This is a genomic window from Pandoraea pneumonica, assembly GCF_902459645.1.
Classification (GTDB): Bacteria; Pseudomonadota; Gammaproteobacteria; order Burkholderiales; family Burkholderiaceae; genus Pandoraea; species Pandoraea pneumonica.
On record NZ_CABPSK010000002.1, the window covers coordinates 811,792 to 834,622 of the forward strand.

General features: G+C 63.9%; 24 protein-coding genes. 17 read left to right on the top strand and 7 right to left on the bottom strand.

Annotated elements, in window-relative coordinates; genetic code table 11:
- Positions 1 to 110: 110 nt before the first annotated feature.
- From PPN31114_RS12710 to PPN31114_RS12725, 4 genes are all read left to right on the top strand, one after another.
- Complete coding sequence (locus tag PPN31114_RS12710; RefSeq protein WP_150679843.1) at positions 111 to 932, top strand: enoyl-CoA hydratase/isomerase family protein; 822 nt, start codon at positions 111 to 113, stop codon at positions 930 to 932.
- A 93-nt stretch (positions 933 to 1,025) separates the two neighbouring features.
- Entirely contained in the window at positions 1,026 to 2,144 is a 1,119-nt protein-coding gene (locus PPN31114_RS12715; RefSeq protein ID WP_150679844.1) for a PhaM family polyhydroxyalkanoate granule multifunctional regulatory protein, read from the top strand.
- A 109-nt stretch (positions 2,145 to 2,253) separates the two neighbouring features.
- On the top strand, positions 2,254 to 3,546 hold the full coding sequence (locus tag PPN31114_RS12720; protein ID WP_150679845.1) for a patatin-like phospholipase family protein: 1,293 nt from the start codon (positions 2,254 to 2,256) through the stop codon (positions 3,544 to 3,546).
- A 24-nt stretch (positions 3,547 to 3,570) separates the two neighbouring features.
- On the top strand, positions 3,571 to 4,437 hold the full coding sequence (locus PPN31114_RS12725; RefSeq protein ID WP_150679846.1) for an AraC family transcriptional regulator: 867 nt from the start codon (positions 3,571 to 3,573) through the stop codon (positions 4,435 to 4,437).
- 6 nt (positions 4,438 to 4,443) lie between these two features.
- Here PPN31114_RS12725 and PPN31114_RS12730 read toward each other — a convergent pair whose 3' ends face one another.
- From PPN31114_RS12730 to PPN31114_RS12740, 3 genes are all read right to left on the bottom strand, one after another.
- Positions 4,444 to 5,028 carry a LysE family translocator gene (locus PPN31114_RS12730; RefSeq protein ID WP_150679847.1) on the bottom strand — a complete coding sequence of 195 codons (585 nt, stop codon included), beginning with the start codon at positions 5,026 to 5,028 and terminating at the stop codon, positions 4,444 to 4,446.
- Positions 5,029 to 5,227: 199 nt separating this feature from the next.
- The gene (locus tag PPN31114_RS12735; protein WP_174987983.1) at positions 5,228 to 5,665 is read right to left on the bottom strand and encodes a nuclear transport factor 2 family protein; all 438 of its coding nucleotides are present in this window, start codon (positions 5,663 to 5,665) and stop codon (positions 5,228 to 5,230) included.
- Between the two features lie 260 nt (positions 5,666 to 5,925).
- Complete coding sequence (locus PPN31114_RS12740; protein WP_150679849.1) at positions 5,926 to 6,495, bottom strand: chalcone isomerase family protein; 570 nt, start codon at positions 6,493 to 6,495, stop codon at positions 5,926 to 5,928.
- A gap of 701 nt (positions 6,496 to 7,196) precedes the next feature.
- Between PPN31114_RS12740 and PPN31114_RS12745 the strand changes: the two genes are divergently transcribed.
- The 3 genes from PPN31114_RS12745 to PPN31114_RS12755 all read left to right on the top strand — a co-directional run bounded on the left by PPN31114_RS12745 (position 7,197) and on the right by PPN31114_RS12755 (position 9,710).
- On the top strand, positions 7,197 to 8,081 hold the full coding sequence (locus PPN31114_RS12745; protein ID WP_150679850.1) for a ferritin family protein: 885 nt from the start codon (positions 7,197 to 7,199) through the stop codon (positions 8,079 to 8,081).
- 130 nt (positions 8,082 to 8,211) lie between these two features.
- Positions 8,212 to 8,706, top strand: coding sequence for a D-glycero-beta-D-manno-heptose 1-phosphate adenylyltransferase (gene rfaE2 / locus PPN31114_RS12750; RefSeq protein ID WP_150679851.1), 495 nt, complete (start codon positions 8,212 to 8,214; stop codon positions 8,704 to 8,706).
- Positions 8,703 to 9,710 carry an asparaginase gene (locus tag PPN31114_RS12755; protein ID WP_150679852.1) on the top strand — a complete coding sequence of 336 codons (1,008 nt, stop codon included), beginning with the start codon at positions 8,703 to 8,705 and terminating at the stop codon, positions 9,708 to 9,710. Before rfaE2 ends, PPN31114_RS12755 begins: the two co-directional genes overlap by 4 nt.
- A gap of 46 nt (positions 9,711 to 9,756) precedes the next feature.
- Here PPN31114_RS12755 and PPN31114_RS12760 read toward each other — a convergent pair whose 3' ends face one another.
- Genes PPN31114_RS12760 through PPN31114_RS12770 form a run of 3 tightly spaced genes read right to left on the bottom strand, consistent with a single transcriptional unit; the run spans position 9,757 to position 12,777 of the window.
- Positions 9,757 to 10,689 (bottom strand): SPOR domain-containing protein, encoded by a 933-nt coding sequence (locus tag PPN31114_RS12760; protein ID WP_174987987.1) that lies wholly within the window; start codon positions 10,687 to 10,689, stop codon positions 9,757 to 9,759.
- A gap of 1 nt (position 10,690) precedes the next feature.
- Positions 10,691 to 11,776 carry a type III pantothenate kinase gene (locus PPN31114_RS12765; protein ID WP_150679854.1) on the bottom strand — a complete coding sequence of 362 codons (1,086 nt, stop codon included), beginning with the start codon at positions 11,774 to 11,776 and terminating at the stop codon, positions 10,691 to 10,693.
- Entirely contained in the window at positions 11,773 to 12,777 is a 1,005-nt protein-coding gene (locus tag PPN31114_RS12770) for a biotin--[acetyl-CoA-carboxylase] ligase (RefSeq protein ID WP_174987990.1), read from the bottom strand. The genes PPN31114_RS12765 and PPN31114_RS12770 overlap by 4 nt, the downstream gene beginning before the upstream one ends.
- 206 nt (positions 12,778 to 12,983) lie before the next feature.
- On the opposite strand from PPN31114_RS12770, the gene PPN31114_RS12775 reads away from it, so the two are divergent.
- From PPN31114_RS12775 to PPN31114_RS12820, 10 genes are all read left to right on the top strand, one after another.
- Positions 12,984 to 14,105 (top strand): MlaE family ABC transporter permease, encoded by a 1,122-nt coding sequence (locus tag PPN31114_RS12775; RefSeq protein WP_370865869.1) that lies wholly within the window; start codon positions 12,984 to 12,986, stop codon positions 14,103 to 14,105.
- Positions 14,105 to 14,995, top strand: coding sequence for an ABC transporter ATP-binding protein (locus PPN31114_RS12780; protein WP_246182527.1), 891 nt, complete (start codon positions 14,105 to 14,107; stop codon positions 14,993 to 14,995). The genes PPN31114_RS12775 and PPN31114_RS12780 overlap by 1 nt, the downstream gene beginning before the upstream one ends.
- Positions 14,985 to 15,944 carry an MlaD family protein gene (locus tag PPN31114_RS12785; protein WP_150679857.1) on the top strand — a complete coding sequence of 320 codons (960 nt, stop codon included), beginning with the start codon at positions 14,985 to 14,987 and terminating at the stop codon, positions 15,942 to 15,944. The genes PPN31114_RS12780 and PPN31114_RS12785 overlap by 11 nt, the downstream gene beginning before the upstream one ends.
- Before the next feature lie 32 nt (positions 15,945 to 15,976).
- Complete coding sequence (locus tag PPN31114_RS12790; RefSeq protein WP_174987993.1) at positions 15,977 to 16,714, top strand: ABC-type transport auxiliary lipoprotein family protein; 738 nt, start codon at positions 15,977 to 15,979, stop codon at positions 16,712 to 16,714.
- A gap of 13 nt (positions 16,715 to 16,727) precedes the next feature.
- Positions 16,728 to 17,900: a VanZ family protein gene (locus PPN31114_RS12795; protein WP_150679859.1), complete on the top strand. Its 1,173-nt coding sequence runs from the start codon at positions 16,728 to 16,730 to the stop codon at positions 17,898 to 17,900.
- A 43-nt stretch (positions 17,901 to 17,943) separates the two neighbouring features.
- Positions 17,944 to 18,273, top strand: a complete 330-nt coding sequence (locus tag PPN31114_RS12800; protein WP_150679860.1) for a (2Fe-2S) ferredoxin domain-containing protein — start codon at positions 17,944 to 17,946, stop codon at positions 18,271 to 18,273.
- Positions 18,274 to 18,369: 96 nt separating this feature from the next.
- On the top strand, positions 18,370 to 18,999 hold the full coding sequence (locus PPN31114_RS12805) for an alpha/beta hydrolase (RefSeq protein ID WP_150679861.1): 630 nt from the start codon (positions 18,370 to 18,372) through the stop codon (positions 18,997 to 18,999).
- A gap of 213 nt (positions 19,000 to 19,212) precedes the next feature.
- A complete protein-coding gene (locus tag PPN31114_RS12810; protein ID WP_370865870.1) occupies positions 19,213 to 20,436 on the top strand; it encodes a D-alanyl-D-alanine carboxypeptidase family protein in 1,224 nt (407 codons plus the stop codon).
- Between the two features lie 164 nt (positions 20,437 to 20,600).
- The gene (locus PPN31114_RS12815; RefSeq protein WP_150679862.1) at positions 20,601 to 21,449 is read left to right on the top strand and encodes a D-amino acid aminotransferase; all 849 of its coding nucleotides are present in this window, start codon (positions 20,601 to 20,603) and stop codon (positions 21,447 to 21,449) included.
- Complete coding sequence (locus tag PPN31114_RS12820; protein ID WP_150679863.1) at positions 21,446 to 21,718, top strand: DUF493 family protein; 273 nt, start codon at positions 21,446 to 21,448, stop codon at positions 21,716 to 21,718. The genes PPN31114_RS12815 and PPN31114_RS12820 overlap by 4 nt, the downstream gene beginning before the upstream one ends.
- An 8-nt stretch (positions 21,719 to 21,726) precedes the next feature.
- On the opposite strand, the gene PPN31114_RS12825 is transcribed toward PPN31114_RS12820, so the two are convergent.
- Complete coding sequence (locus PPN31114_RS12825; RefSeq protein WP_150679864.1) at positions 21,727 to 22,767, bottom strand: transcriptional regulator GcvA; 1,041 nt, start codon at positions 22,765 to 22,767, stop codon at positions 21,727 to 21,729.
- Between the last annotated feature and the right edge of the window lie 64 nt (positions 22,768 to 22,831).

Here is a 22,831-nt window from a genome sequence, read left to right on the forward strand (position 1 = left end):
GCCTGCTCACCCGAAATGAATTGATGACCGTCGGCGGTGCCGGGTTCGCCCGATGCCGTCGTTTTTCCAATCCCCGCCTATGCGGGGATGTTTTTTTGGAGCGGTAGACCATGTCGCAAGATCCGTATCAACACTACTCGTCGCTGGCGTTCAAGCGGCATCCGAACGGCGTGCTCGAAGTCATCATGGGCGCGGGCGCGAACAAGAGCGGCTTGTCGACGGCCGATCACCACATGCACCGCGAACTGGCGGATGTGTGGCGCGATATCGACCGCGATCCCGATACGCGCGCCGTGGTCATTCGCGGCGAAGGCAAGGGCTTCTCCGGTGGCGGCGATTTGTCGCTCGTGGAAGACATGGCCGATAACTTCGACGTGCGTGCGCGTGTGTGGCGCGAAGCGCGCGATCTCGTCTACAACGTGATCAATTGCAGCAAGCCGATCGTCTCGGCGATGCATGGCCCGGCGGTTGGCGCGGGGTTGGTGGCGGGCCTGTTGGCCGACATCTCCATCGCTGCGAAGAACGCGCGCATTATCGACGGCCATACGCGTTTGGGCGTGGCGGCGGGCGACCACGCGGCGATCGTCTGGCCGTTGCTGTGCGGTATGGCGAAGGCGAAGTACTACCTGCTGCTGTGCGAGCCGGTGTCGGGCGAGGAGGCCGAGCGTATCGGTCTGGTGTCGCTGACGGTGGACGAAGCCGACCTGCTGCCCAAGGCGTTCGAAGTGGCGGACAAACTCGCACGCGGATCGACCACGGCGATTCGTTGGACCAAATACGCGCTCAACAACTGGCTGCGCAGTGCCGGGCCGTCGTTCGATGCGTCACTGGCGCTGGAATTCATGGGGTTTGCCGGGCCCGACGTGCGCGAAGGCATCGCCTCGCTGCGCGAGCGCCGTGCGCCCGATTACAGCGGCGACGCGCCGTTCTGAGCCCGGCGTCTGGGCCGAGCGCTACCTGACATACGATTCACGTAGGCTCGGCGTATGATCCATAAACAACGCCGACCGTGACCGGAGACCAAGATGAGCGATTCGACGAGTGCCATGCCCAACGGCTTCGACATTCTCAAAAAGATGTGGGAGGCATTTAGCCCGCCCGCGACCTTTACGTCTCCGCTTACGCAGCTAATGCAGAGCGCTGCACCGCTACTCGATCCGAATGAGATCGAGAACCGGATTGCCGAGATGCGCGCGGTCGAGCAATGGCTGACGCTCAACCTGAATGTGCTGCGCTCGACGATTCAAGCCTTCGAAGTGCAACGCGCCACTTACGCGACGCTGCGGGCGTTCGGTAGCGGTGGTTTCGGTGCCGCAGCACAGGGCGAGCCTGCCGGGTTTGGACAGGCGGGGGCAGCTGGGGGCGCGGGTGCAGACTCGGCCGCGTCGCCGTTCTCCCCGCAGTTCGCGCAATTCGCGCAGGCGGGCAGCAACTTCTGGCGTTCCCCGTTTGCTGCATCGGAACCGGCGCAAGACGTCGAATCGCAGGCCCGTGCGCCGGAACCTGAACCCGAGCCGGAACCGGAACCTGAACCGCAGGCGAGCGACGCGCCGGACGCTGCGTCGGGCGAGCAAACGGCAGCCGGTGCCGAATCGCCTTTCGCGCAGGCGAGCAATGCCTACGGCGCGCTCGATCCGTCGATGTGGTTCAACGCCATGCGCGCGCAGTTCGATCAGATTGCGGCGGCCGCGCAAGCCGCAGGCGTATCGGCAACGCACATGACCGAAGCTGCTGCTGCACAAATGTCGGAAGCCGCAGCGAGCGCCACGAAGGCGACGCAAGCGGCCACCGAAGCGGCGATGGCGGCGGGCAAGCGTGGGGCGACCGCAGAGAAGTCGACCGGCAAGACGGCGGCGACCAAGACGGCTGCTGGAAAGTCCGCCGCAGGCAAGACTGCAACGGGCAAGGCGTCGAAGTCGACGGCTTCGTCGAGCAGCAAGACAACGGCCGCTAAGTCACCGGCGAAGGGGCCCGCGAAAGCTCCGGCGAAGTCCGCAGCAGCGTCGGCCAAGTCGGCGAAAGCCAGCGCGACACCGGGCAAGGCTCCCCCGGCGGTGAAGTCCGCCGACGCCACGACTTCCGCCAAAAGCGCGGTCAAGGCACCGGCTAAGCGCGGCGGCAAAACGACGCCATGGGCTTGGTAAGCATCGAGTAGGGGCAGCGTAGGACGTAACAGCATCGCGCGCGGCCGTTCGTCTCGCAGAGTCACAGAGGTGACGGCCGCGCGGGATAACAACAACAGGGAGGCACCCCATGATTTCAGGCGAACGTACCGGACTCGTCTTGATGGGGGGCGGCGCGCGCGCCGCTTACCAAGTGGGTGTCCTCGCGGCCATTGCCGCCATTCAGCGCGAAGTGTTGCCCTCACGGCGCGCGATCCCATTTCCCATCGTGTGCGGCACTTCGGCGGGGGCGATCAATGCGGCGGCGCTCGCCTCGCATGCCGACGACTTCCAGCATGGCGTGATGAAGCTCGATGCCGTCTGGCGTCAGTTTCACGCCGGGCAAGTGTTTCGTGCCGATTCGCTGGGCATGGCGGGCACCGGCGCGCGCTGGCTGGCGGCTATTTCGCTCGGCTGGGCGCTGCGCCGCTCACCTCGTTCACTGTTCGACTGGTCGCCGCTCGCGGAGATGCTGCGTAACGCCATTCGGCTAGAGCGCTTGCCGGAAGTATTCGCCTCGGGCGCGTTGGCGGCGTTGTCGGTCACCGCGCTGTCGTATTCGTCGGGCAAGCACGTCACGTTCTACCAAAGCGGCGAGCCGATCCAGCCATGGAAGCGCTCGCTGCGGCTCGCCCGTGCGGTGCCGCTCACTGTCGAGCATCTGCTGGCGTCGAGCGCGATTCCGTTTCTTTTTCCCGCCATTGAACTCGATCTCGATGGTCAGCCCGAGTATTTCGGGGATGGGTCGATGCGCCAGATCGCACCGCTCAGTCCGCCGATTCATCTGGGGGCGACGCGCATTTTGATCATCGGCGCGGCGCATGGCCAGTACGGGCTCGATAGCAGCGGCGAGCGTATCGCCGGGTATCCGAGTCTCGCGCAGATCGGCGGGCAGGCGCTCGCCAGCGTGTTTATCGACGGGCTGTCGGCCGATCTCGAACGTCTGCAACACATCAACAACGTGCTGCGGCACGTGCCCGCTGCGCAGCGCGAATCGAGTGGCTGGCGGCCTATCGAAACGCTGGTAATTTCGCCGAGTCAGCGCCTTGAGCCGATTGCCGCGCGGCATCTGCAACAATTGCCGCGTGCGGTGCGCACGATGCTGGGGGCGATCGGTGCGGATGAGGCGCGTGGTGCTGCGTTCGCGAGCTACCTCCTGTTCGAATCGTCGTACACGCAAGAATTGATCGCGCTGGGCGAAGCCGATGCGTACGCACAACGTGACGCCATCGCAGCGTGGCTGGTGGCCGAGGCCGATGGCACGAGCCCCCTCGACAGCGTGGAAGCCGGGGCGGTGGGGAGTGTCGATATGCCTGCAAACTCGCCCATGTCCTCGACACCGGCCGACGCGGATGCGCCTGCTGTTGGTGGCGATGCCGCTTGATATCTGATTGAACCGACCGTCGCTATGTCTCGAACTCACGTCCCTTGCCCCTATCCCTCGACGTTCTGGCGCGACCCGGCATTGCCGTTTCTCGAAGCCCGCGAAGTGCTCGACGGGCGGCAAGTCTGCTATGCGCTGCACAGCCACGAAACGTTTTCGATTGGCGTGGTGACCGGCGGGCAGAGCACTTACCTGAACGGCCGCGCACGCGAAACGGTGGGCAAGGGCAGCGTCGTCGTGATGAACCCCGATGCGGTGCATGCTTGCAATCCGATCGGCGACGAGGCGTGGGCGTATCGCATGTTGTTCGTCGATACGGCTTGGCTCGGGGCATTGCAGCGCGAGTTGGGCTTTGGCGACGGGCAAGATCTGCATCTGTTCGATCCGCTGTCGTCGACGGATGCCACGTTGTACGACGGGCTGAATCGGCTATACGACGTTTGCACCGATTCGAGCGCCGATCAGCTTGAGCGCGAGAGTGTGGTCCAGCAGTTTTTCGTGGATGTGCATGAGCGGCTGAATCCGGCGCCGCGTGCGATGCGCGACGACCCGCGCAAGTTGCGCGAGGCGGCGGATTTCATTCGGGCGCATTGCCGTGAGGCGTTGACGTTGGCGCAGATTTGCAGCGCGGCGGGGTTGTCGGCATCGTATTTGACGCGCGCGTTTCGGGCGCAATACGGGCTCACGCCGCATGCGTACCTGATGAATCAGCGGATTCAATATGCTCGCGCACGGCTGCGTCGCGGACACGCGATTGCCGAGGTTGCCCTCGATGCCGGGTTCGCCGATCAGGCGCATTTCCAACGCACGTTCAAGCAACTGCTCGCGGCGACGCCCGGCCACTATCGGGCATCGGATACCCGCAACGCAACGCAGCGTGACGTAACGTAAAGGGCATCAGCCCGCCACCAGGTACACGGCGCTTGCCGCCAGCAGCGCAGCCATGACGCGATTGAGGCGTCGCACGCGCTGCGCATCGCGCATATGTTGCCGAAGCATCGCCCCGGCAACGACCCAGCACCCCACCGACACCCAGCACACGACGAAGTAGATCGCGGCGAATTGCCAGATTCGCGCGGGGTCGCCTGCGGTGTATGCCCCTGTCCCGGCCAAAGCGGCGAGCCAGGCTTTCGGATTCAGCCACTGCATGACGGCGCCGTGCAGCATCGTCGGGCCGCGCTGCGGGTTGGCATCACCCAGTTCGCCGTTATCGACGGCGAGCTTGTAGGCCATGTAGAGCAGAAACAAGACACCGAACCATTGGATCGCATGCATCAGCGCGGGCACGCGTTGCAGGAGTTCGTACACACCAAAGCCCACGCCGACGAGCAGTACGACAAAGCCGACAGTGGCGCCGGTGACGTGGCGCAGGCTCGACCACAAGCCATAGCGCGCGCCCGAGCCGAGTGCCACAACGTTGACGGGGCCGGGGGTGATCGAGGCGGCCAGCGCAAACGCGGCCATGGAGTAGAAGAGCGTCATTGGGAACCCTTGTGCGGAGAATGCAGGGTTCCGAATTTAGAGGGGCTGTCGCGGGGCGTATTGAAGAAAACTGCCTAAGCGGGTGAAAGCGGTGAAAGCGGCGAAAGCGGCGAAAGCGGCGAAAGCGGCCAAAGCGGCCAAAGCGGCCAAAGCGGCCAAAGCGGCGAACGGGGAAGGGCTTTGTCGCTGGTTTGCGCCGTCACGGAAGCAGGCGCTGCCTTAGCAAGCCGAGCAAACGGCCCACGATGGGCAGTTTGGCGTAGATGTCTTCGGTGGCGTCCCAGTAGTCGCGTTGGTAGGCGATGCGCCCGTCGACCGCCAAACGCAGATGAGAAGCGCCGTGAATCACTTGCTCATCCTCGATCCAGCGTTTGGCGTGGAAGTGGAAATTCCAGACGAGTAGCGCTTGATTGTGTTGCAGCAGCGTGGCCGTGATTTCGAAGCGGGGGACGTCGACCCGTTCGAACAAATGATCGAGGAGCGCGGCGAGCTCGGCGGCGCTGCGCACTTCATGCAGCGGACTTCTGAAATAGACGGTCGGCGCATAGAACTCGCCGAGATTGGCGACGCTTTGCCGCGTGAGGGTTTCGACGTAGCGCGTCAGACGGGTGAGCGCGGCAGCATGATCGATGTCCATGGCACGGTCTCGCTTGGGGCGCGCAGGCGGCGCGCGTGGCGCAGGGGAACCTTGCCGTAACTTACCAGCCGATGCTCGGGCGCGCACCGCGTCGGTGCACCCGGCGTGGCGCGGATGAGACAGCGCACCGCGGTTCGCGTTGGACATCCGTGGCGACTCGGGCTAACCGATACCGACCGACGGCGCCCGAAGCCGACCAGCGCCAATCACGCCAATCACGCCAAACAGCGTCAATCAGCGCCAACCAACGGCGACGTGACTCAGCGCACGTCGCTGATCAGTTCCGCCCGCAGATCCGGTGCGCTCGTGCGTGGGTCGAGCCAGATGGCGAAGAAGGCGCGTCCGAAGGCGTCGCCTGCGATTTGGCCAATCAGTTTGCCGTCGGAGAAGAAGCGCGTGCCATCGCCCGGGCGGTACACGCCAGTCAGATGCTGGCCTTCCGACACATCGGGCAGGATGCGGGCAAGCTCGTCCGCCCACCGCTGACGCTCGGCATCGGTCGCCACTTGCAGCTTCGTCATCTCGATGAGACTGCGCTGCACGAGCGTGTGCGATTTGAAGCTACGGGCGTAACGCAGATCGAGGACAAGGGGATGCGAGCCCCAATTGGCACTGAGGCGGTCGGCGACCGAGAAGAGTTCGGCGTCGTAGAGATGAAACCCCATGCGGGTGAAGGAACCGTGACCGACGAGGTGCGCGGTGGGTACTTCTTGAGAGGCCAGTTGCACGGCATCGAACGCGTGCGCGCTCGGGGCTGCCGTTGCCGCACCCACGGTGGCGCAGACGCAGGCGGCGCGCAGCCATGCTGTCAAAGCAAGACGAGTTGCCATGCTCGGCTCCTTTCCGGTTCAAGGATCCAGTCGAGTAAAGGGGCCCGTCGGCAGCGCGTGAGTCGTTCGGTCGGCGCGCTGGCCGGTACAGCTTGTTGCGTGGATGCGACTGAGCGTCTTTTCGACTATCGGGCACGGCGAATTCGGAGGCGGCGACCGCCGCGATCTGAACCGGATCACAAGCACGGAACGACTGCTTTTAGCCTAGACCATGCAAGGTGCGTTGCTGAGCCCCGTCGCACAAGGACAAACCCTGACGCATCGTGATGGGCATCGACCTCTTTTGGCCCACCGTTTGCAGCGTGGCGCGACACGGCCGATGGGGTGGCAATCGTCGGCGCCCGATACCCGCTGCCCCTTGATCTTAGGAGCTTTGCGTGACATTTTGACCGTCGTCAAAATTACGCCGCATTACTGTCACGTGGGGCCCGGCGCGTAGGGTTTTGAAAGGCTTTTATGTTATGATTCAAGAGTTTGCCCATATTTTAGTAGGGTCGCTCTAGCCATATCGCCAGGACGCGGCCAAGTTACAGGCGCTTCATCGCCGTCCTTCAGCGACGGCAGGGGTTCAAGACGTGAAGCCGGACGGCGGGGGCCGTTCGTATCGCGGTCACCGTTTTGTCTGTCGAAATTCGGCGTAAACTTTCACAATACTATCTTGAGTCCTGGTGTAAGGTCTCGCGACCTTGGGGGTAATTGAAATGAACGAAATGCTGTATCCCGAACTGTACAAGTCGCTGGAAGCAGTGCGTTGGAACATGGAGAAGGACATTCCGTGGGACAAGTTCGACGCGAGCCAACTCACCGACGATCAGGCGCGCACCATCAAGATGAATGCCATCACGGAATGGGCGGCGCTGCCGGCGACCGAGATGTTCCTGCGCGACAACCGTGACGACAGCGACTTCTCCGCTTTCATGAGCGTGTGGTTCTTCGAAGAGCAGAAGCACTCGCTGGTGCTCATGGAATACCTGCGCCGTTTCCGCCCGGACCTCGTGCCGAGCGAAGCCGAACTCCACGCCGTGCGCTTCCCGTTCGACCCGGCCCCGCCGCTCGAAACGCTGATGCTGCACTTCTGCGGCGAAATTCGCCTGAACCACTGGTATCGCCGCGCTGCCGAATGGCACACCGAGCCGGTGATCAAGGCCATCTACGAAATCATTTCGCGCGACGAAGCCCGCCATGGCGGCGCCTACCTGCGCTACATGAAGAAGGCGCTGACGAGCTTCGGCGATAACGCGCGTGCCGCGTTCGCGAAGATCGGCGTACTGATGGCTTCGGCGCGCCGCACCGAAAAGCCGCTGCACCCGACCAACCTGCACGTGAACAAGGACCTGTTCCCGAACGACACGGTGCAATCGCGCCTGCCGGAACCGGAATGGCTCGAGCACTGGCTCGACGAGCAGATCAAGTTCGACGACAGCTGGGAAAAGAAGGTGGTCGAGCGCATTCTGCACAACATGTCGCTGCTGTTCGAGCGCACGTTTGCGACCGCTACCGACCTGAACCGCTATCGCAAGGAAATCACCGCGCGTTTGGCGGCAGTGGCGACGCCGGCTGCACCGGCCGTTGCGACGTCGGCGTAATCGGCGATATCGCCAGCAATTTGCGATATCCGTTGTACCGGGGTATCGCGCAAAAAAAGGGGCTTCGGCCCCTTTTTTGTTGCCCGCGCGCTGCCGTGGGACAATACCGCGTTCACTTTGACAGACAGTCATGCAACTCGCCCAAGCTCCCGATTTCGAGGCCAAAGTCCTCTCGCGCGATGCCCTCGTGGCACTCGCTCCGCAATTGCCGCGTCCGCTGGTGTTCACCAATGGTGTCTTCGACATCCTGCATCGCGGCCACGTGACCTATCTCGCACAGGCCCGCGCGCTCGGTGCCTGCCTAATCGTTGCCGTGAATACCGACGCGTCGGTGCGCACGCTTGGCAAAGGTGACGATCGCCCCATCAACAACGAGAACGATCGTGCGGCGCTGCTCGCTGCATTGCAGAGTGTGGACTATGTGGTGACGTTCGGTGAGTCGACCCCCGAAGCCCTGATCGCCGCCGTGCGTCCGGACATTCTGGTCAAGGGCGGTGACTACGACATGGACAAGCTGCCGGAGTCGGCATTGGTGCGGGGCTGGGGCGGCAAGGCCGTGGCGATTCCGTTCGAGCACCAACGCTCGACGACGTCGCTGCTCAAGAAGGTGCGGGCGCAATCATGAATTTGGCACCGCTGGTAGAACTCACGCGTGGCGCAAATGGCGTCGATACGGTGGAATGCGTTCACTACGGCGCGGTCGCCGTGGTCGACGCCACGGGCCGGTTGCGTTACGCAGCGGGTGACCCGTCGTTTCTCACGTTCTCCCGCTCGACGCTCAAACCGTTTCAGGCGCTGCCGTTCGTCGAGGGCGATGGTGTCGCGCATTTCGGATTGACGCAGGCCGAATTGGCGTTGCTCTGCGCGAGCCATTCGGGCGAATCGTTCCATATCGAAGGCGTGAAAAGCCTGTTGAGCAAAGCCGGTTGCGATGAACATCATCTGCAATGCGGCTGCCACACGCCGACGTTCTATTCCGCGACGGGCAAACGGCCCCCCGCCGACCTCAAGCCGACGGCACTGCATCACAACTGTTCGGGCAAGCATGCGGGTTTTTTGGCCTACTGTGCGCAGCACGGGTTGCCGCTGGAAACGTATCTCGATCCCGCACACCCGTTGCAGCAGGCGATTCGGGCGCGTGTGGGCGATGTGGTCGGGATGTCAGGCGACGCCTTGCCGTTAGGCATCGATGGGTGTTCCGCGCCGAACTACGCACTGCCGCTCGAGAAGTTGGCGGCGGCTTATGCGAGGTTGTCCGCGAGTGACGATCCGGCGCTCTCGACGTTGTTCGCGGCGATGACGCAGCAACCGGAGATGGTGTCCGGCACCGCACGCAACGATTTGGCCTTCATGCGCATGGCACCGGGAGACTGGGTCGCGAAGATCGGCACCGATGGCGTACAGACGATCGGTGTGCGATCCGCCGGACTGGGCATCGCCATCAAGGTCGTCGACGGCAATATGCGGGCGCTTTATACCGCTGCGGTGGCCGTTCTCAAAGCCCTCGGACTGGTTGATGCCCCTGAGGCCACCGGTCTCGCTCCGTGGGTTGAACCGACCATCAAAAACGCCCGAGGTCTGCGTACGGGCGTTGTGCGTCCGGTGGTGGAACTCAAGCGCGTGGGGTGAAGCCGGGCGGTGGGTTCGATCGCCGCCCGAAGGTCTGTGTTTTCAATTAGTGGGCGAGCGCAGGCGGGCTGCCCACCGGTGCCGGACACGCTTTCACCAATTGTGCTGACCACTGCTGCGTCACCACGCCGCGCAGCTGAGACGCGGCGTTCGCGTTGATGCCCGCAATGCGATAGACGATCCGGCTCTTCGCATTGGGCCGTTCGCTCAACTGCGGCGTAATACCCTTCTTCTGCGCGGTCGCCATCAAGCGTACGGCACGCTCACGGTCGTTGAACAAGCCGAGCGAGACGACGAGATTCGACCCATCGCCATTCAGCACAAAGTATTCGGTGACGCCGGCTGAGCGAAGCAACGCGATTTGCTTGTCCGCCGCGGCTTTGTTCGGCACCGGATCGAGATGCACCCAATAGCGCTTGTCGACCGCGAGCGACTGTATGTCCCCCTGACCCGACGGCATCGCGGCAAGCAACAAGCCTCGCGCCTGCTGCGCATCGGTGGCGGCGAAGGGGCCGACGTCCAGGCATGTCGATGCGGCTGCCGCCTGCGCGGCCGCAGTCGCCGCCGAAGTCGTCGCCGCATCGCTAGACACGGCGGAAGATCCTGTGGCCGCCAGCGCCTGACTTGCGGCGGCCGCCACAGCGGAAGCCGACGACGCGGCGTTGGGGTTCGGCCCTGCGTCGCTCTCGCTGGCCTTGTTGGCTGCGGTTGTCGAGTTTGGCGTGTTCGGTGTGCTCGACGTGGTTGAGGTCTCGGCACCAGTTGCCGCACTTCCCGGCGTTGCTGTCGCAGCGACGGTCTCGCCACTGATCTGCGCGCCCGCCAGACGGATGCGCCCCGGTTCCAGTTGCTGAGTGACGCGCGTTGGCTCACGCCCCGTCGTCGGCAGAATATCCCGCCACTTCAGCAAGCCGAACTGCACGGCGGCCAGTGCCGCGTTGGCGGCCAAAAATAGAATCAACAGCAAGGCACGCAACATGTCAGACACCCCCTGGCGCGCGCCGGTTGTCGCGCGGCGTTTGCGTTGCCGTGTTGGCGGGAGCGGCATGCGCATCGCTGCGCGGTGCCGTGTCGGCGACCGAGCCTAGCGCGACTTCGTACAAGCCTGCGGGCACGAGCTGGTCGTGTTCGGTGAAAGGCAGCGTGAGCGTTTGTGCGAGCGCCTGACGTGCTCCGCCGGACAAAACACAACGTACCGGCGCCCCGAGCCGGGCTTGCAGTTGCGCGTGATTGCGCTCGACGAGACCGGCTTGGGCGGCGAGGCAGCCGCGCAAAATCGCGTCAGTCGTGTTGCGAGCAAAGTCTTGTCCGCCACTGGGCATCGCCGCGTCGAGCGTGGGCAACTGCGCGGTGCCCTGTGCAAGCGAGCGGAGCATCAATGCGGGGCCAGGGGCAATCAGACCACCGAGATATTGCCCGTCAGCGCGCAGGGCTTCGACCGTCGTCGCCGTCCCGAGCGTGACGATCAAGAGATGTTCGCCGGGCCACGCGGCGTGGGCGCCGATCAGGCTTGCCCAGCGGTCGCTGCCCAATTGCTCCGGTACGTCATAGCTATTGCGCACTCCGGCGCGCACGTCGCTCGCCCGCAAGACTTGCAACCAGTCTGCCGACGCCATCCCCCACAGCGTTTGCAGGGTCATGCGCACGGCCTGTTCGGCGGCGTCGCCAGCAACGTTGGTCAGCCAGACGCCTGCGGGTTCCGGGCAGATGAAACCGTCGTCCTGTCCGCCTTGACCGATGGCGAGCGGCGTTGTGTTGGGTGCGAAGTGCGAGGTATCGGTGGCGCCGTTCGCCATGGCTGACCAGCCGGCACGAATCTGCGTGGCAAGCGTGCGCCATTCGGTGTGATCGACAGCGCCACTCGCGAGAAATGCGGGAGCGGCGGCGCGCCAGTCGGCCGTACGCTGCGCAGGGGCCAGTGCCCACTTGATTCTGCTGTTGCCCGCATCGACCAGAAGCCAGGGGGCGTTCGCGGCCTGGGGGGTCCTAACGGCATCGGCAGGGGCAGCGGCAGGCACGCCCTTCGATGTCGTCGTCGTGACCTTCGCCGTCTTCGATGCGTTCATCGGCGGGTTCCTTGCGAGGCCAATGGCGCATCCGCGTCCACGAGGCGCACAGAGACTTCACCGCTCGCGATAGCCCGTTCTCCGTGATCGGTCGCGACGCGCAGGCAACCCTGTGAATCGACGCCCAGCGCGACGCCATGCAACACGTCGCGGCCGTGTTCGATCATGCGAATCGACGCGCCGCGATAAGCATGCATGGCTTCCCAATCTTCGCGAAACGCGTCGAAACCGCGCTCGCCGAAGCGGGCCAGCATGTCTGTCAGTCGACGAATCAGCGCGGCGAGCACCGACGTCATATCCGGTTCAGGAAGAATCGATTCGAGGGCGGCGGGCGGTGTGGCACTGATGGCTGCGGGTGCGGGTGCGGATGTGGTCGGGGTCGTGGAGGCGGCCGTCGCCGTCGCATTGTCGATGCGTGCAGCCACGTCGCTAGCCTGACGCAGATTGACGCCAATGCCGATCACGACGCCGATGCGCCCCGGGCCAGCAGGCACCGTTTCGATCAAGATACCTGCGAGCTTGCCGCCACGTAGCAGCACGTCGTTGGGCCACTTCAGTCCCAACGCCTGAGGGGCCGACAGCGGCAGATCAGACAGTCCCTCGACTACGGCGACACCCGTCGCGAGCGACAGGCCCGCCAATTCGGCCGGGCCGCCCGGCAACACGTACGCCAGCGAGAACGTCAGGCTGTCGCCGGGGACGCTCTGCCATGCGCGTCCGCGCTGGCCGCGCCCGGCGGTCTGGATCATGGCGGCGCGCACGACCGGCGCGCACGTGGCGTCTTCGCGCAGACGTGCGAGCAGGTCGATATTCGTGGAGCCGGTACTGTCGACGACTTCGATTTGCCAGTCGCGGCAGGCCGCGCCAAGGCGTGCCCGCACGCCGTCCCGGTCGAGACGGCGGCCGGGGGCGTCGGTGGACGCGCCGGACACGCCGGAAGGCGAGGCGAGAGGTGAGGTTTGGGGCGTCACGATGGGCGACGCATCGGCGGCTTTATTCATGGCTGCTATTGTAACGGCGGGGCCTGCGCTGCGCCGCAGTGCGCTGCAACCACGGGCATTTTTCGGCATCATCCGAGTCCAAACTCGGCCGATTCCAGCACGTTTTCGGCCAGTGTCGGGTTGCCATCGAGTAGTAGCACCTGTACCGTACAATGACCGCGTTTCGCCGGATTCCGCCCCGTGCTGCGCTCTGGAGACCCCCTGTTTTGAATCTCGATGCCGTGCCCACCCTGGAGCTCACTACCTCGCCGCAAGGCCCGGTGGTGATGCTGCGCGGCCTGTGGACTGCGCTTGCGCTCTCACAGCGCAAGAAGATGCTGCTCCAACTCGTGCGTGCACTGCCCACCGGTGAACTCGCGTGGGATCTGTCATGCGTCGAGCGCCTCGATCACGTGGGTGCACAGGCGCTCTGGCGGTATTGGAATCGCCGGTTCCCCAAGCAAATTTCGCTCACGCCCACGCAGCGTGCGCTCTTCGAACACCTTGCCGAGTTCGATCGCACGCGCCAGAGCCCTGTGCCGACGCGCCGCGTCGATCCCGTCAGCCGGCTGGGCTATTCGCTGTTTTCTCTCGCCGATCACTTGCGCGGCGGCATTTCGATGTTTGGCCGGTTCGTCATCGATCTCGGCAGAGTCGTGCGCCATCCCGTGCGTGCGCCGTGGCTCGAAATGTCCGCCAATATTTATAGTGCGGGCGCCAAGGCCCTTGGTATCACCGCGCTCGTGGCGTTTCTGATCGGCATCGTCTTGTCGTATCTGTCGGCGCAGCAACTCAAGCTGTATGGCGCGAGCACGTTCATCGTGAACATCCTTGGCCTGTCGGTCATTCGCGAGTTGGGGCCGGTGCTCTCGGCCATTCTGGTGGCGGGGCGTTCCGGGTCCGCCATCACGGCGCAACTCGGCGTGATGCGCGTGACCGAAGAGCTCGATGCCATGCGCGTGATGGATATCTCGCACAGTTTGCGGCTCATCTTGCCGAAGGTCATTGCGTTGGCGATCGCCATGCCGCTGCTCGTCATGTGGACGAATATCGTCGCGCTGCTGGGCGGTGCGCTGGCAGCCAAGTACGAGCTCGGCATTGGTTTGCATTACTTCTTCACGACGCTGCCCAACGCGGTGCGCATCGCTAACCTCTGGATCGGCTTGGGCAAGGGCGTGGTCTTCGGCATGTTGATTGCGCTGGTGGCTTGCCATTTCGGCATGCGTGTCAAACCGAACACGCAGAGTCTGGGCGAGGGCACGACGCAGTCGGTGGTGACATCGATTACGGTGGTAATTCTTGCGGATGCCGTGTTCGCGATTCTCTTCCGCAATGTGGGGATTGGCTGATGAGCGAAACCACACTCTCGGAAGTCGAACGTCCCGGCACAGCCGGTTGCCCGCCGGTTGCTGCGACGCTGCCGGGCGATGCCGAACCTGTCATCGAAGTGCGCGACCTCACCAAGCGCTATGGCACCCACACGATTCACGAGCATCTCGATCTCACCGTGCGGCAGAGCGAGATCATTGCGCTGGTGGGTGGGTCAGGGTCGGGGAAAACGACGCTGATCCGGCAGGTCATTGGCCTAGAGGCGCCAACCAGTGGCCATATCAGCATCTTCGGTCACGACATCACGATGATCGACCGGCGCACGGCACACCTGCTGCGCCGCCGCTCGGGCATGTTGTTTCAGCGTGGTGCGCTGTTCTCGGCGATGACGGTGTTCGACAACATTGCGCAGCCATTGCGCGAGCTTCACACCCTTTCTGAGGATCTGGTTCGGGACGTGGTGATGTACAAGCTCGAGATGGTTGGGCTGTCTGGCCGTATGGCGAACCGGATGCCGTCGGAGCTCTCGGGCGGGATGATCAAGCGAGTCGGCATTGCGCGCGCCATCGCGCTCGAACCTGAGCTGCTGTTTCTCGACGAGCCGACAGCGGGGCTCGATCCGCAGGCGTCTGACGAATTCGTGGACATGATTCGCGGCCTGCATCGCTCGCTGGGTCTGACCGTTGTGATGGTCACGCACGATCTCGATACGGTGATGATGCTCGCCACGCGCGTGGCGGTGCTGGCCGATCGTAAGGTGCTCGTGAACGCACCGGTCGAAGACGTGGTGCGCGTCGATCATCCGTTCATCAACAGCTTCTTCCTCGGTGAGCGCGGCAGACGCGCGTTGCTGGCCTTGCCCGCGGCGCGGCGCCAAAAGATTTCGGAGTTACTCGACGATGGAAAATAAATCGCACGCTTTCATGGCGGGCTTATTCACGCTGGTACTGCTCGCGACAGTCGCCGCAGCGGTGTACTTCTTCAATCGCGATAACCGGGTTCGGGTGCCTTACGACCTGGTCTCGCGCACAAACGTGAATGGCCTGAATCCCGAGTCGGCAGTGCGCTATCGCGGTCTGGCCGTGGGCAAAGTCGATTCGATCAAATTCGATCCACGTACGCCGGGCCAGATCCTGATTCGTATTCTCGTCAACGAGGGCACGCCGATGACCAAGTCGACGTACGCCACGCTGAGCTATCAGGGCGTGACCGGTTTGGCCTTCGTGCAACTCGACGACGATGGCCGCGACCGTACCCTGCTGCCGTCGTCGGAAACGCATGTCGCGCAGTTGCGTCTGCGCCCGAGTTTCCTCGATGAGTTGCAGAATCGCGGCAACACGCTGGTTCGCCAGCTTGAGCAGGCGAGCTCGTCCGTGAATCAATTGCTGTCCGCCGACAATCGTCAAGCGGTGATCGATTCGGTCAATAGCGTGAAGATGGCCGCGCAAAGTGTGAATCGTGTCGCGCAACAACTGGAGCCGGTGACCAAGCAATTGCCGGAGACCGTGCGCGAGCTCAATGGCACGCTGGCCGGAGCGAACAAGCTGACGAATCAATTGACCGATCCGCAAGGCCCGCTGGTGCGTAATCTCGATAGCGTGGGGCGTGCGGCAGATCAGGCCGCGTCGAGTCTCGCGGCCTTCCAGGCGACGACACAAACCTTCGAAGGCTCGCTGCAACAAGAAGCGTTGCCGCGGTTGAATACACTCTCCGACGATTTGCGCACGACGACACAGGCCGTTGGCCAGGCGGCGGAGACGATCAATCGCAATCCGCGGGCGCTGCTTTTCGGCACGTCGCCGCCACCGCCCGGACCGGGTGAATCGGGCTTTGCGTGGCCCGGAGGTGCGGGACGATGAGCGGCCAGACCGAATTGCCAAAGGATACCGACATGCTGGATTCCCTTCGCGGTGCGCTGCGCGCGCTGCTGCTCGCCGCTGGTGCGGCGGCGCTTGTGGCCGGATGCGCGACGAGCTCGCCCTCCGCTTCGCTGACGCGTTACGATCTCGGCCCGCCGACGATGCCTGCCGCTTCCGCTTCCGCTTCGACTTCGGTCGGCACGACGAACGCTGCGACTTCCGCCAACGGCATGTCAGATACAGCCGCGCCGGGCGTGCAGCGCTCGCCGCAGTTGTCGCCGCTCAAGGTAGTCGTCAACGCGCCGAATTGGCTGGACTCGGAACTGATCTATTACCGCTTGCCGGCTAGCGACGGCGACCAAGCGCGCGTCTATGCGAACAGCCGCTGGCTCGCGTCGCCGGCGCGATTGTTCGGCGACCGCTTGCGCGTGGCGCTTGCCGTCGACCGGCCGGTACTGGCCGCAGGCGATCCGACGGCAGCACCTGCACTGCGGGTCGAGCTCGATGAGTTCGCGCAGTACTTCGATAGCGCAACGGCGAGCCGCGGTGTCGTGCAAATTCGGGCCACGCTGTTCGATGGCCCTAAGTTGTTGGCGCAGACGACGCTACGCGCGCAAGCCCCTGCGGCCACTGCGGATGCCGCAGGCGGAGCTCGGGCGCTTGCTGTGGCGAGCGATGCCGTCCAGACCCAATTGATTCAGTGGCTCGCGGGCCGTGTTCCAACGCCGTCGGCAACCACGCGTTCGACGCCGTCGGCATCGGCGCGCTAGCGCATCGGCGTCAATGCCCGAGTCAGACGTCAAACCATGGCAACGACGCGCCTCGCCGCTCACGCGTCAGGCGTTGCTTTGCCTGATCCTGCTCATCGCTTACGCGAGCTTGTATCCGTTCGAGTTTCAGCGGGCGGTCGTGGGTCCGTTCGACTATCTCTTTGCCCCGTTGCCGCGTTGGATGACGATGTTCGATGTCGTCACCAATGTGCTCGGCTACATGCCGCTGGGCATGCTGACGGTGCTGGCATTGCACCCGGCGTGGCGTGGCACACGTGCCGTGCTGGCGGCATTCGTACTCGGGGCGTTGCTGTCGTGCGGCATGGAGGCATTGCAAACGTATCTGCCCACGCGCGTGGCGTCGAACGTCGATCTGGCGACGAACGCCTTGGGCGCGCTGATCGGCGGTGCGATGGCGGTGCCGCTCACGAGCGCGTTGCTCGATCGGGGCTGGCTGCGGCATCTGCGCTTTGCATGGTTTGAACGGCACGCGAGCGTGTTGCTCGTGTTGCTGGCGTTGTGGCCGTGGGCGCAGGCGTATCCGCAGCAGTTTCTCTTCGGCGACGGCGATCTCGTGCGGCAGATCTGGCTCTGGCAAGACCCGGATATCACGGATCTCGTGCTCGACTGGGTGCCGCGGCTGGGGCAGTTGCAAGACTATCTTTCGGCACTCGACGCCGTCGCGAGTCATGCACTGTGGGAAACCGTGGTGACCGCTAGCGGCACCATTCTTGCCGGAATGCTTGCCACGCTGGCCATGCGCCGGGGCGCCCCGCGCGTGCCGCTGTTGTGCGCCATGTTCATCAGCGCGTTCGCGATCAAGGCGGGCGCGTCGGCATGGCAGTTTTCGCCAGCGCAGGCGTTCGACTGGGTGACGACCGGCGCGATCTACGGGCTCGTGGTCGGCGCACTGGTTCTCGCGGTCGCCGCGCGCGGACCGCGCGCCCTGCGCGGTGCGGTGGCGCTGGCGGCGCTGATCGTGCTGTTGACGTTCGTGAATCTGCTGCCAGCGAACCCCTACTACGAGGCCGCGTTGCAGTCTTGGCGGCAGGGGCGCTATGTGCACTTCAACGTGTTGGCACGCTGGCTCGCGTGGACATGGCCGTATTTGGTGCTGATCTACCTGCTGGCGATGTTCGATCCGAGCCATCGGGGCCCCGCGCGCACCACCGGGCATGTCGGTTAGAATGGCCCGCAATAACGTTGCCAACCCCCACAGAGCGACCGATATGGCCACTGAGGCGCAGTTTTACAAGCATCACGTTTTTTTCTGTTTGAACCAGCGCGAACCGGGCGCAGACCGTCCTTCTTGCGCAAACTGCAATGCGCAAGCGATGCAGGAATACGCGAAGAAGAAGGTCAAGCAGATGGGTCTCGCCGGTCCCGGCAAGGTGCGCGTGAACAAGGCCGGATGCCTTGATCGCTGCGAACTGGGCCCGGCCGTGGTGATTTACCCCGAGGGCACCTGGTACACGTACATCGATGAGACCGACATCGACGAGATCGTTGAGAAGCATCTGGCGCAGGGCGAAATCGTCGAGCGCTTGCTGATCGACTGACACGTCGTTCGCGTCTTATCAGGCAATACGAGCCGTACCAGAGCCTAACCGCCGGGGCCTAACCCGTTTCATCAGGCTTCACGTCAAGCATCACTCATGAACGCTCAAACCGAACGCTTTACTATCGACGGCCCGGTCGGGGCCATTGAAATCGCCATCGACCGTCCGGCAGGCGAGTTGCGCGGCATCACCCTGGTGGCGCACCCGCACCCGCTCTTCGGCGGCACGCTCGACAACAAGGTGGCCCAGACGCTCGCACGCGCTTTCGTGCAACTCGGCTACGCCGTCGTACGCCCGAATTTCCGGGGCGTCGGCAAGTCCGAAGGCGAACACGACAAGGGGATTGGCGAGCGCGACGATCTGCTCGCCGTCATCGACTGGATGCGTCAGCAACCGGGCTGGGAAACGCCCCCGCTGGCACTCGCCGGATTCTCCTTCGGCACGTTCGTCCTCTCGCACGTGGCCAAAACGTTGGCCGATGCCGGTACGCCCGCACAACGCCTCGTTTTCGTCGGTACGGCCGCTAGCAACTGGGACGTCGCGCCTGTGCCGGCCGATACCCTCGTCATTCACGGGGAAGTGGACGACACCGTGCCGCTTCAGTCGGTACTCGACTGGGCACGCCCGCAAACCCTGCCGGTGGTGGTCATTCCGGGCGGGGAGCACTTCTTCCACGGCCTGCTGCCGTTACTCAAGCAGATCGTGGTCGATGCGTGGCGCTATTGACACACATCGGGCCGATTTCGGGCGGTAACCCTCCCGACGCTGGGGTACGCAAATCACGGCGGGTATAATTCGTCCCTGAACCTGTCAGGCGATGCCGGGTCTATTCCTCCCGACATGCCTGGCACCGGCGCTTCGGTGCCGCTGTCCTCTTCACCGTGCCGCTTTCGTGTTTTTCATGTTGCGATGGTGCGCGCGGTGCTCAATCCAGTGCAGATGCCTTTGAGTCTCACACCGTTTCTCTCTTCGCCAATGAAATTCAACGCTTCGCTGTCCCGTGCCGCCGCTGCCGCGGCGCTCGTCGCTTGCGGCTCGCTTGCTGCACTCCCGGCCCGTGCTCAACAGATTCCGCCGCCGCCGATGTCGGCTAAGGCGTGGACGATCGTCGACGTCACCAGTGGTCAGGTGCTCGCGGCCGGCGATCCGGATGCGCGTGTGGAGCCGGCTTCGCTCACGAAGATCATGACGTCGTATCTGGTTTTCGAAGCGCTGCGCGACAAGCGCATTTCGATGGATCAAACCGTCATTCCGGGCGAATCGGTGCGCAAGGTGGGCCGCGACGAGTCGCGTACGTTCATCGAAGCGGGCAAGCCGGTCAGCGTGCACGATCTGGTCTACGGCATGATCATCCAGTCGGGTAACGACGCCTCGATCGCGCTGGCCGAACTCATCGGCGGCTCGCAGCCGGGCTTCGTCGAACTGATGAACCGTGCGGCGCAGCGTCTGGGCCTGAAGAATACGCATTACACGAACGTGGACGGTCTGACCGATCCGCAGCACTACACGACGGTCGCCGACATCGCCGCGCTGTCGACGCACATGATTCAAGACTTCCCCGAGTACTACAAGATCTACTCGGAGAAGAGCTTCACGTACAACAACATTCGCCAGCCGAACCGCAATCGTCTGCTCTCGCTCGACCCGACCGTGGACGGTCTGAAGACCGGTCACACGAAGGAAGCGGGTTACTGCCTCGTGTCGACGGCGTCGCGTCCGCTGCCGGGTACGCCGGGCGCCAATCGCCGCGTGTTGTCGGTGGTGGTGGGTGAGCCGACCGAGCGCGCGCGCGTGCAGGATAGCCTCTCGGCGCTGAACTACGCCTATCAAAACTTCGACACGCTGCGTGTGTATGGCGCAAACCAAGTCGTCGCCACGCCTAAGGTGTGGAAGGGCAAGGATAGCGAGTTGAAGATCGGCGTGAAGAAGGACACCTTCATCACCGTGCCGAAGGGCGTGGCCGACAAGATCAAGCCGCAACTCGAACTGCGCGAGCCGCTGATCGCACCGATCGCGAACGGCGCGCAAGTCGGCACCGTGAAGGTCATGGCCGATGGCAAGCAACTGGCCGAATTCCCGGTCGTGGCGCTGGCCGATGTGGCTCAGGCCAGCTTTATCGGCCGCGCCTGGGATGCGCTGCGTTTGATGTTCATGAAGAAGTAAGGACGTTTCCACGCGCCGGCGAGTCGTCGGCGGCGTGTGGTGAGTCTGGCGGGTTCGCGGTGCGGACCTGCGCCTCGCCGGTCAGGTCAGGCCGGCAAACGCGAGGCGCGCCCCAGGGGCGCGTTTTGCAATTTAGCCGTGCGCGATACGCGCCCCCCGCAAATATGGACAACCCCACCGTCTGGCTCAATGGCGAACTGATTCCGCTCAGTGACGCGAAGATTTCCGTTCTCGATCGCGGTTTCTTGTTCGGCGACGGCATTTACGAAGTCGTGCCCGTCTACCACGGCAAGCCGTTCCGGCTGGCACAGCATCTGGATCGCCTCGAGCGCAGTCTGGCCGAAATTCGCATCGCCAACCCGTACACCCGCGCCGAATGGGAAGCGCTGTTTGCGCGCCTGTCCGCCACTTGCGCCGCCGATCCGCACAGCGTGTACGTGCAGGTCACACGTGGCGTGGCGCCGCGTCAGCACACGTTCCCGAAGGACATCACGCCGACGGTGTTCGGCATCGCTACGCCGCTCACGCTGCCTTCGCGCGAGAAGGTCGAGCACGGCGTGGGTGCGGTGACGCACGAAGACCGTCGCTGGCTCAATTGCCACATCAAGTCGACGTCGTTGCTGGGCAACGTGCTGATGGCGCAATATGCGGCCGATCACGATGTGCAGGAGACGGTGCAGTTCCGCGATGGTTTTCTGACCGAGGCGTCGTCGAGCAACGTGTGGGTGATCAAGGGCGGTGAAATGTTTGCGCCGCCGCGTGATAATCGCATTTTGGAAGGCATTCGCTACGGCGCGCTCGAAGGGTTTGCCAAGGAGTGCGGTGTCGCATTCCACGAGCGTCCGGTCAGCGAGGAAGAAGTGCGCAACGCCGACGAGCTGCTGATCACGTCGGCGACCAAGGAAGTCCTGGCCGTCGTGCGTTTGGACGACAAGCCGGTCGGCGACGGCCGTCCGGGCCCGGTCTTCCGCGCACTGTACGCGGCTTATCAGCGAGCCAAGGAGGCGCTATGACGCCGGAGAACAAAGAAAGTTTGTTGGTGTTTCCGTGCGACTTTCCCATCAAGGTAATGGGCAAGATGCAGCCGGATTTTGCCGATGCCATCGTGGCGTTGTTGCGTGAACTCGATTCCGAGTTCGATGCGGCCACGGTCGAGATGCGTCCGTCGAGTTCGGGCAACTACCTTGGCCTGACGGTCACGGTGCGCGCCAACTCCAAAACGCACCTCGACGACATTTACCGTGCGCTGCACGGGCACCCGATGGTCAAGGTCGTGCTGTAACACCACGCTCACGCGTGCGTCGGCGCACCGTCATCGGGCGGTAGCGCCGGGGCGAGCCCCAATTGGGCGTCGGTGGTCAGCGTGCCCGCCGTCGACGCCATGCCGGCGGCGAGCGCTTCGGGGCTTGCCTGCGCGGGACGGCGCTGCATGTTCATCACCGCCTCGAACGCCCCCATTTCCTCGAGAAACCACGTGCGAAACGCCTGCACGCGCTGCGTTTCGAACACGCCTTGCGGACACACGAAGTAGTAATCCCATTCGCACGGCGTATCGACATCCGAGAGGCGCACCAGCCGCCCGGCCATGATGTCGCCCACCGCCAGCGAGCGCCGCACGAGGGCCACGCCCTGACCGACGATGGCCGCTTGCGACAGCATCCCCGAATCCTGATACATCATGCCCTGCGTCGGCTCGGGCAGGTCGAATCCGGCTGCCGCAAACCAGGGCGACCACGGCTCGCCTTCCGAGCGCAGCAGCGTGCTTTGCCGGAGCTCGTCCGCCGTTTGCGGCAGGTGTCCGTCGTTGTATGTGGGCGCACACGCCGGAAAGAACACGTCTTCGAGCACTTTCTCGATGTGCAGGCCGGGCCAGTTGCCTTTGCCCATGCGCAGTGCGATATCCACGTCGTCACGTTCGAAATCGATCAACTCCGCGCTGCAACGCAACTCCACTTCAAGCTCGGGATGACGGTCGATGAAGCGCCCAATGCGCGGCGTCAGCCAGCGGCTCGCAAACGACGGCATTGTGGTGAGCACCAAGCGCCGTTCGCTGCGCGTGCCCGCCTGCAACTTGCGCGTGGCTTGTGCGATGTCGCCAAGTGCGGCGCGGATCGATACCGCGTACTGCCGTCCCGCCGCCGTCAGGCTGATGCGCTTGCCGTTGCGGGCGAAGAGTTGGGTGCCTAGTTCCTGCTCAAGCGCGCGGATCTGATGGCTGATGGCGCCGTGCGTGACGAACAATTCCTCGGCGGCGCGGGAAAAGCTCTCCAGACGCGCGGCCGCTTCGAACGCGCGCAGAGCACTCAGGTTGGGAAGTCTCCGAAGATCCATGTGAGCTTTATTAGCAAGGCCGTGAAAATATGTCGTTTGGTGTAGCGCTTGGCAGTCCCTATGA

What these genes read in the sequence shown, in the direction of transcription:
- PPN31114_RS12785 (WP_150679857.1), top strand. Translation starts at nt 14,985, where the DNA reads ATGGAAAATAAATCGCACGCTTTCATGGCGGGCTTATTCACGCTGGTA.
- PPN31114_RS12800 (WP_150679860.1), top strand. Translation starts at nt 17,944, where the DNA reads ATGGCCACTGAGGCGCAGTTTTACAAGCATCACGTTTTTTTCTGTTTG.
- PPN31114_RS12730 (WP_150679847.1), bottom strand. Translation starts at nt 5,028, where the DNA reads ATGACGCTCTTCTACTCCATGGCCGCGTTTGCGCTGGCCGCCTCGATC.
- PPN31114_RS12780 (WP_246182527.1), top strand. Translation starts at nt 14,105, where the DNA reads ATGAGCGAAACCACACTCTCGGAAGTCGAACGTCCCGGCACAGCCGGT.
- PPN31114_RS12710 (WP_150679843.1), top strand. Translation starts at nt 111, where the DNA reads ATGTCGCAAGATCCGTATCAACACTACTCGTCGCTGGCGTTCAAGCGG.
- PPN31114_RS12795 (WP_150679859.1), top strand. Translation starts at nt 16,728, where the DNA reads ATGCCCGAGTCAGACGTCAAACCATGGCAACGACGCGCCTCGCCGCTC.
- PPN31114_RS12770 (WP_174987990.1), bottom strand. Translation starts at nt 12,777, where the DNA reads ATGAATAAAGCCGCCGATGCGTCGCCCATCGTGACGCCCCAAACCTCA.
- PPN31114_RS12715 (WP_150679844.1), top strand. Translation starts at nt 1,026, where the DNA reads ATGAGCGATTCGACGAGTGCCATGCCCAACGGCTTCGACATTCTCAAA.
- PPN31114_RS12765 (WP_150679854.1), bottom strand. Translation starts at nt 11,776, where the DNA reads ATGAACGCATCGAAGACGGCGAAGGTCACGACGACGACATCGAAGGGC.
- PPN31114_RS12760 (WP_174987987.1), bottom strand. Translation starts at nt 10,689, where the DNA reads ATGTTGCGTGCCTTGCTGTTGATTCTATTTTTGGCCGCCAACGCGGCA.
- PPN31114_RS12755 (WP_150679852.1), top strand. Translation starts at nt 8,703, where the DNA reads ATGAATTTGGCACCGCTGGTAGAACTCACGCGTGGCGCAAATGGCGTC.
- PPN31114_RS12805 (WP_150679861.1), top strand. Translation starts at nt 18,370, where the DNA reads ATGAACGCTCAAACCGAACGCTTTACTATCGACGGCCCGGTCGGGGCC.
- PPN31114_RS12745 (WP_150679850.1), top strand. Translation starts at nt 7,197, where the DNA reads ATGAACGAAATGCTGTATCCCGAACTGTACAAGTCGCTGGAAGCAGTG.
- PPN31114_RS12725 (WP_150679846.1), top strand. Translation starts at nt 3,571, where the DNA reads ATGTCTCGAACTCACGTCCCTTGCCCCTATCCCTCGACGTTCTGGCGC.
- PPN31114_RS12820 (WP_150679863.1), top strand. Translation starts at nt 21,446, where the DNA reads ATGACGCCGGAGAACAAAGAAAGTTTGTTGGTGTTTCCGTGCGACTTT.
- PPN31114_RS12815 (WP_150679862.1), top strand. Translation starts at nt 20,601, where the DNA reads ATGGACAACCCCACCGTCTGGCTCAATGGCGAACTGATTCCGCTCAGT.
- PPN31114_RS12810 (WP_370865870.1), top strand. Translation starts at nt 19,213, where the DNA reads ATGCCTTTGAGTCTCACACCGTTTCTCTCTTCGCCAATGAAATTCAAC.
- PPN31114_RS12735 (WP_174987983.1), bottom strand. Translation starts at nt 5,665, where the DNA reads ATGGACATCGATCATGCTGCCGCGCTCACCCGTCTGACGCGCTACGTC.
- PPN31114_RS12790 (WP_174987993.1), top strand. Translation starts at nt 15,977, where the DNA reads ATGCTGGATTCCCTTCGCGGTGCGCTGCGCGCGCTGCTGCTCGCCGCT.
- rfaE2 (WP_150679851.1), top strand. Translation starts at nt 8,212, where the DNA reads ATGCAACTCGCCCAAGCTCCCGATTTCGAGGCCAAAGTCCTCTCGCGC.
- PPN31114_RS12740 (WP_150679849.1), bottom strand. Translation starts at nt 6,495, where the DNA reads ATGGCAACTCGTCTTGCTTTGACAGCATGGCTGCGCGCCGCCTGCGTC.
- PPN31114_RS12825 (WP_150679864.1), bottom strand. Translation starts at nt 22,767, where the DNA reads ATGGATCTTCGGAGACTTCCCAACCTGAGTGCTCTGCGCGCGTTCGAA.
- PPN31114_RS12720 (WP_150679845.1), top strand. Translation starts at nt 2,254, where the DNA reads ATGATTTCAGGCGAACGTACCGGACTCGTCTTGATGGGGGGCGGCGCG.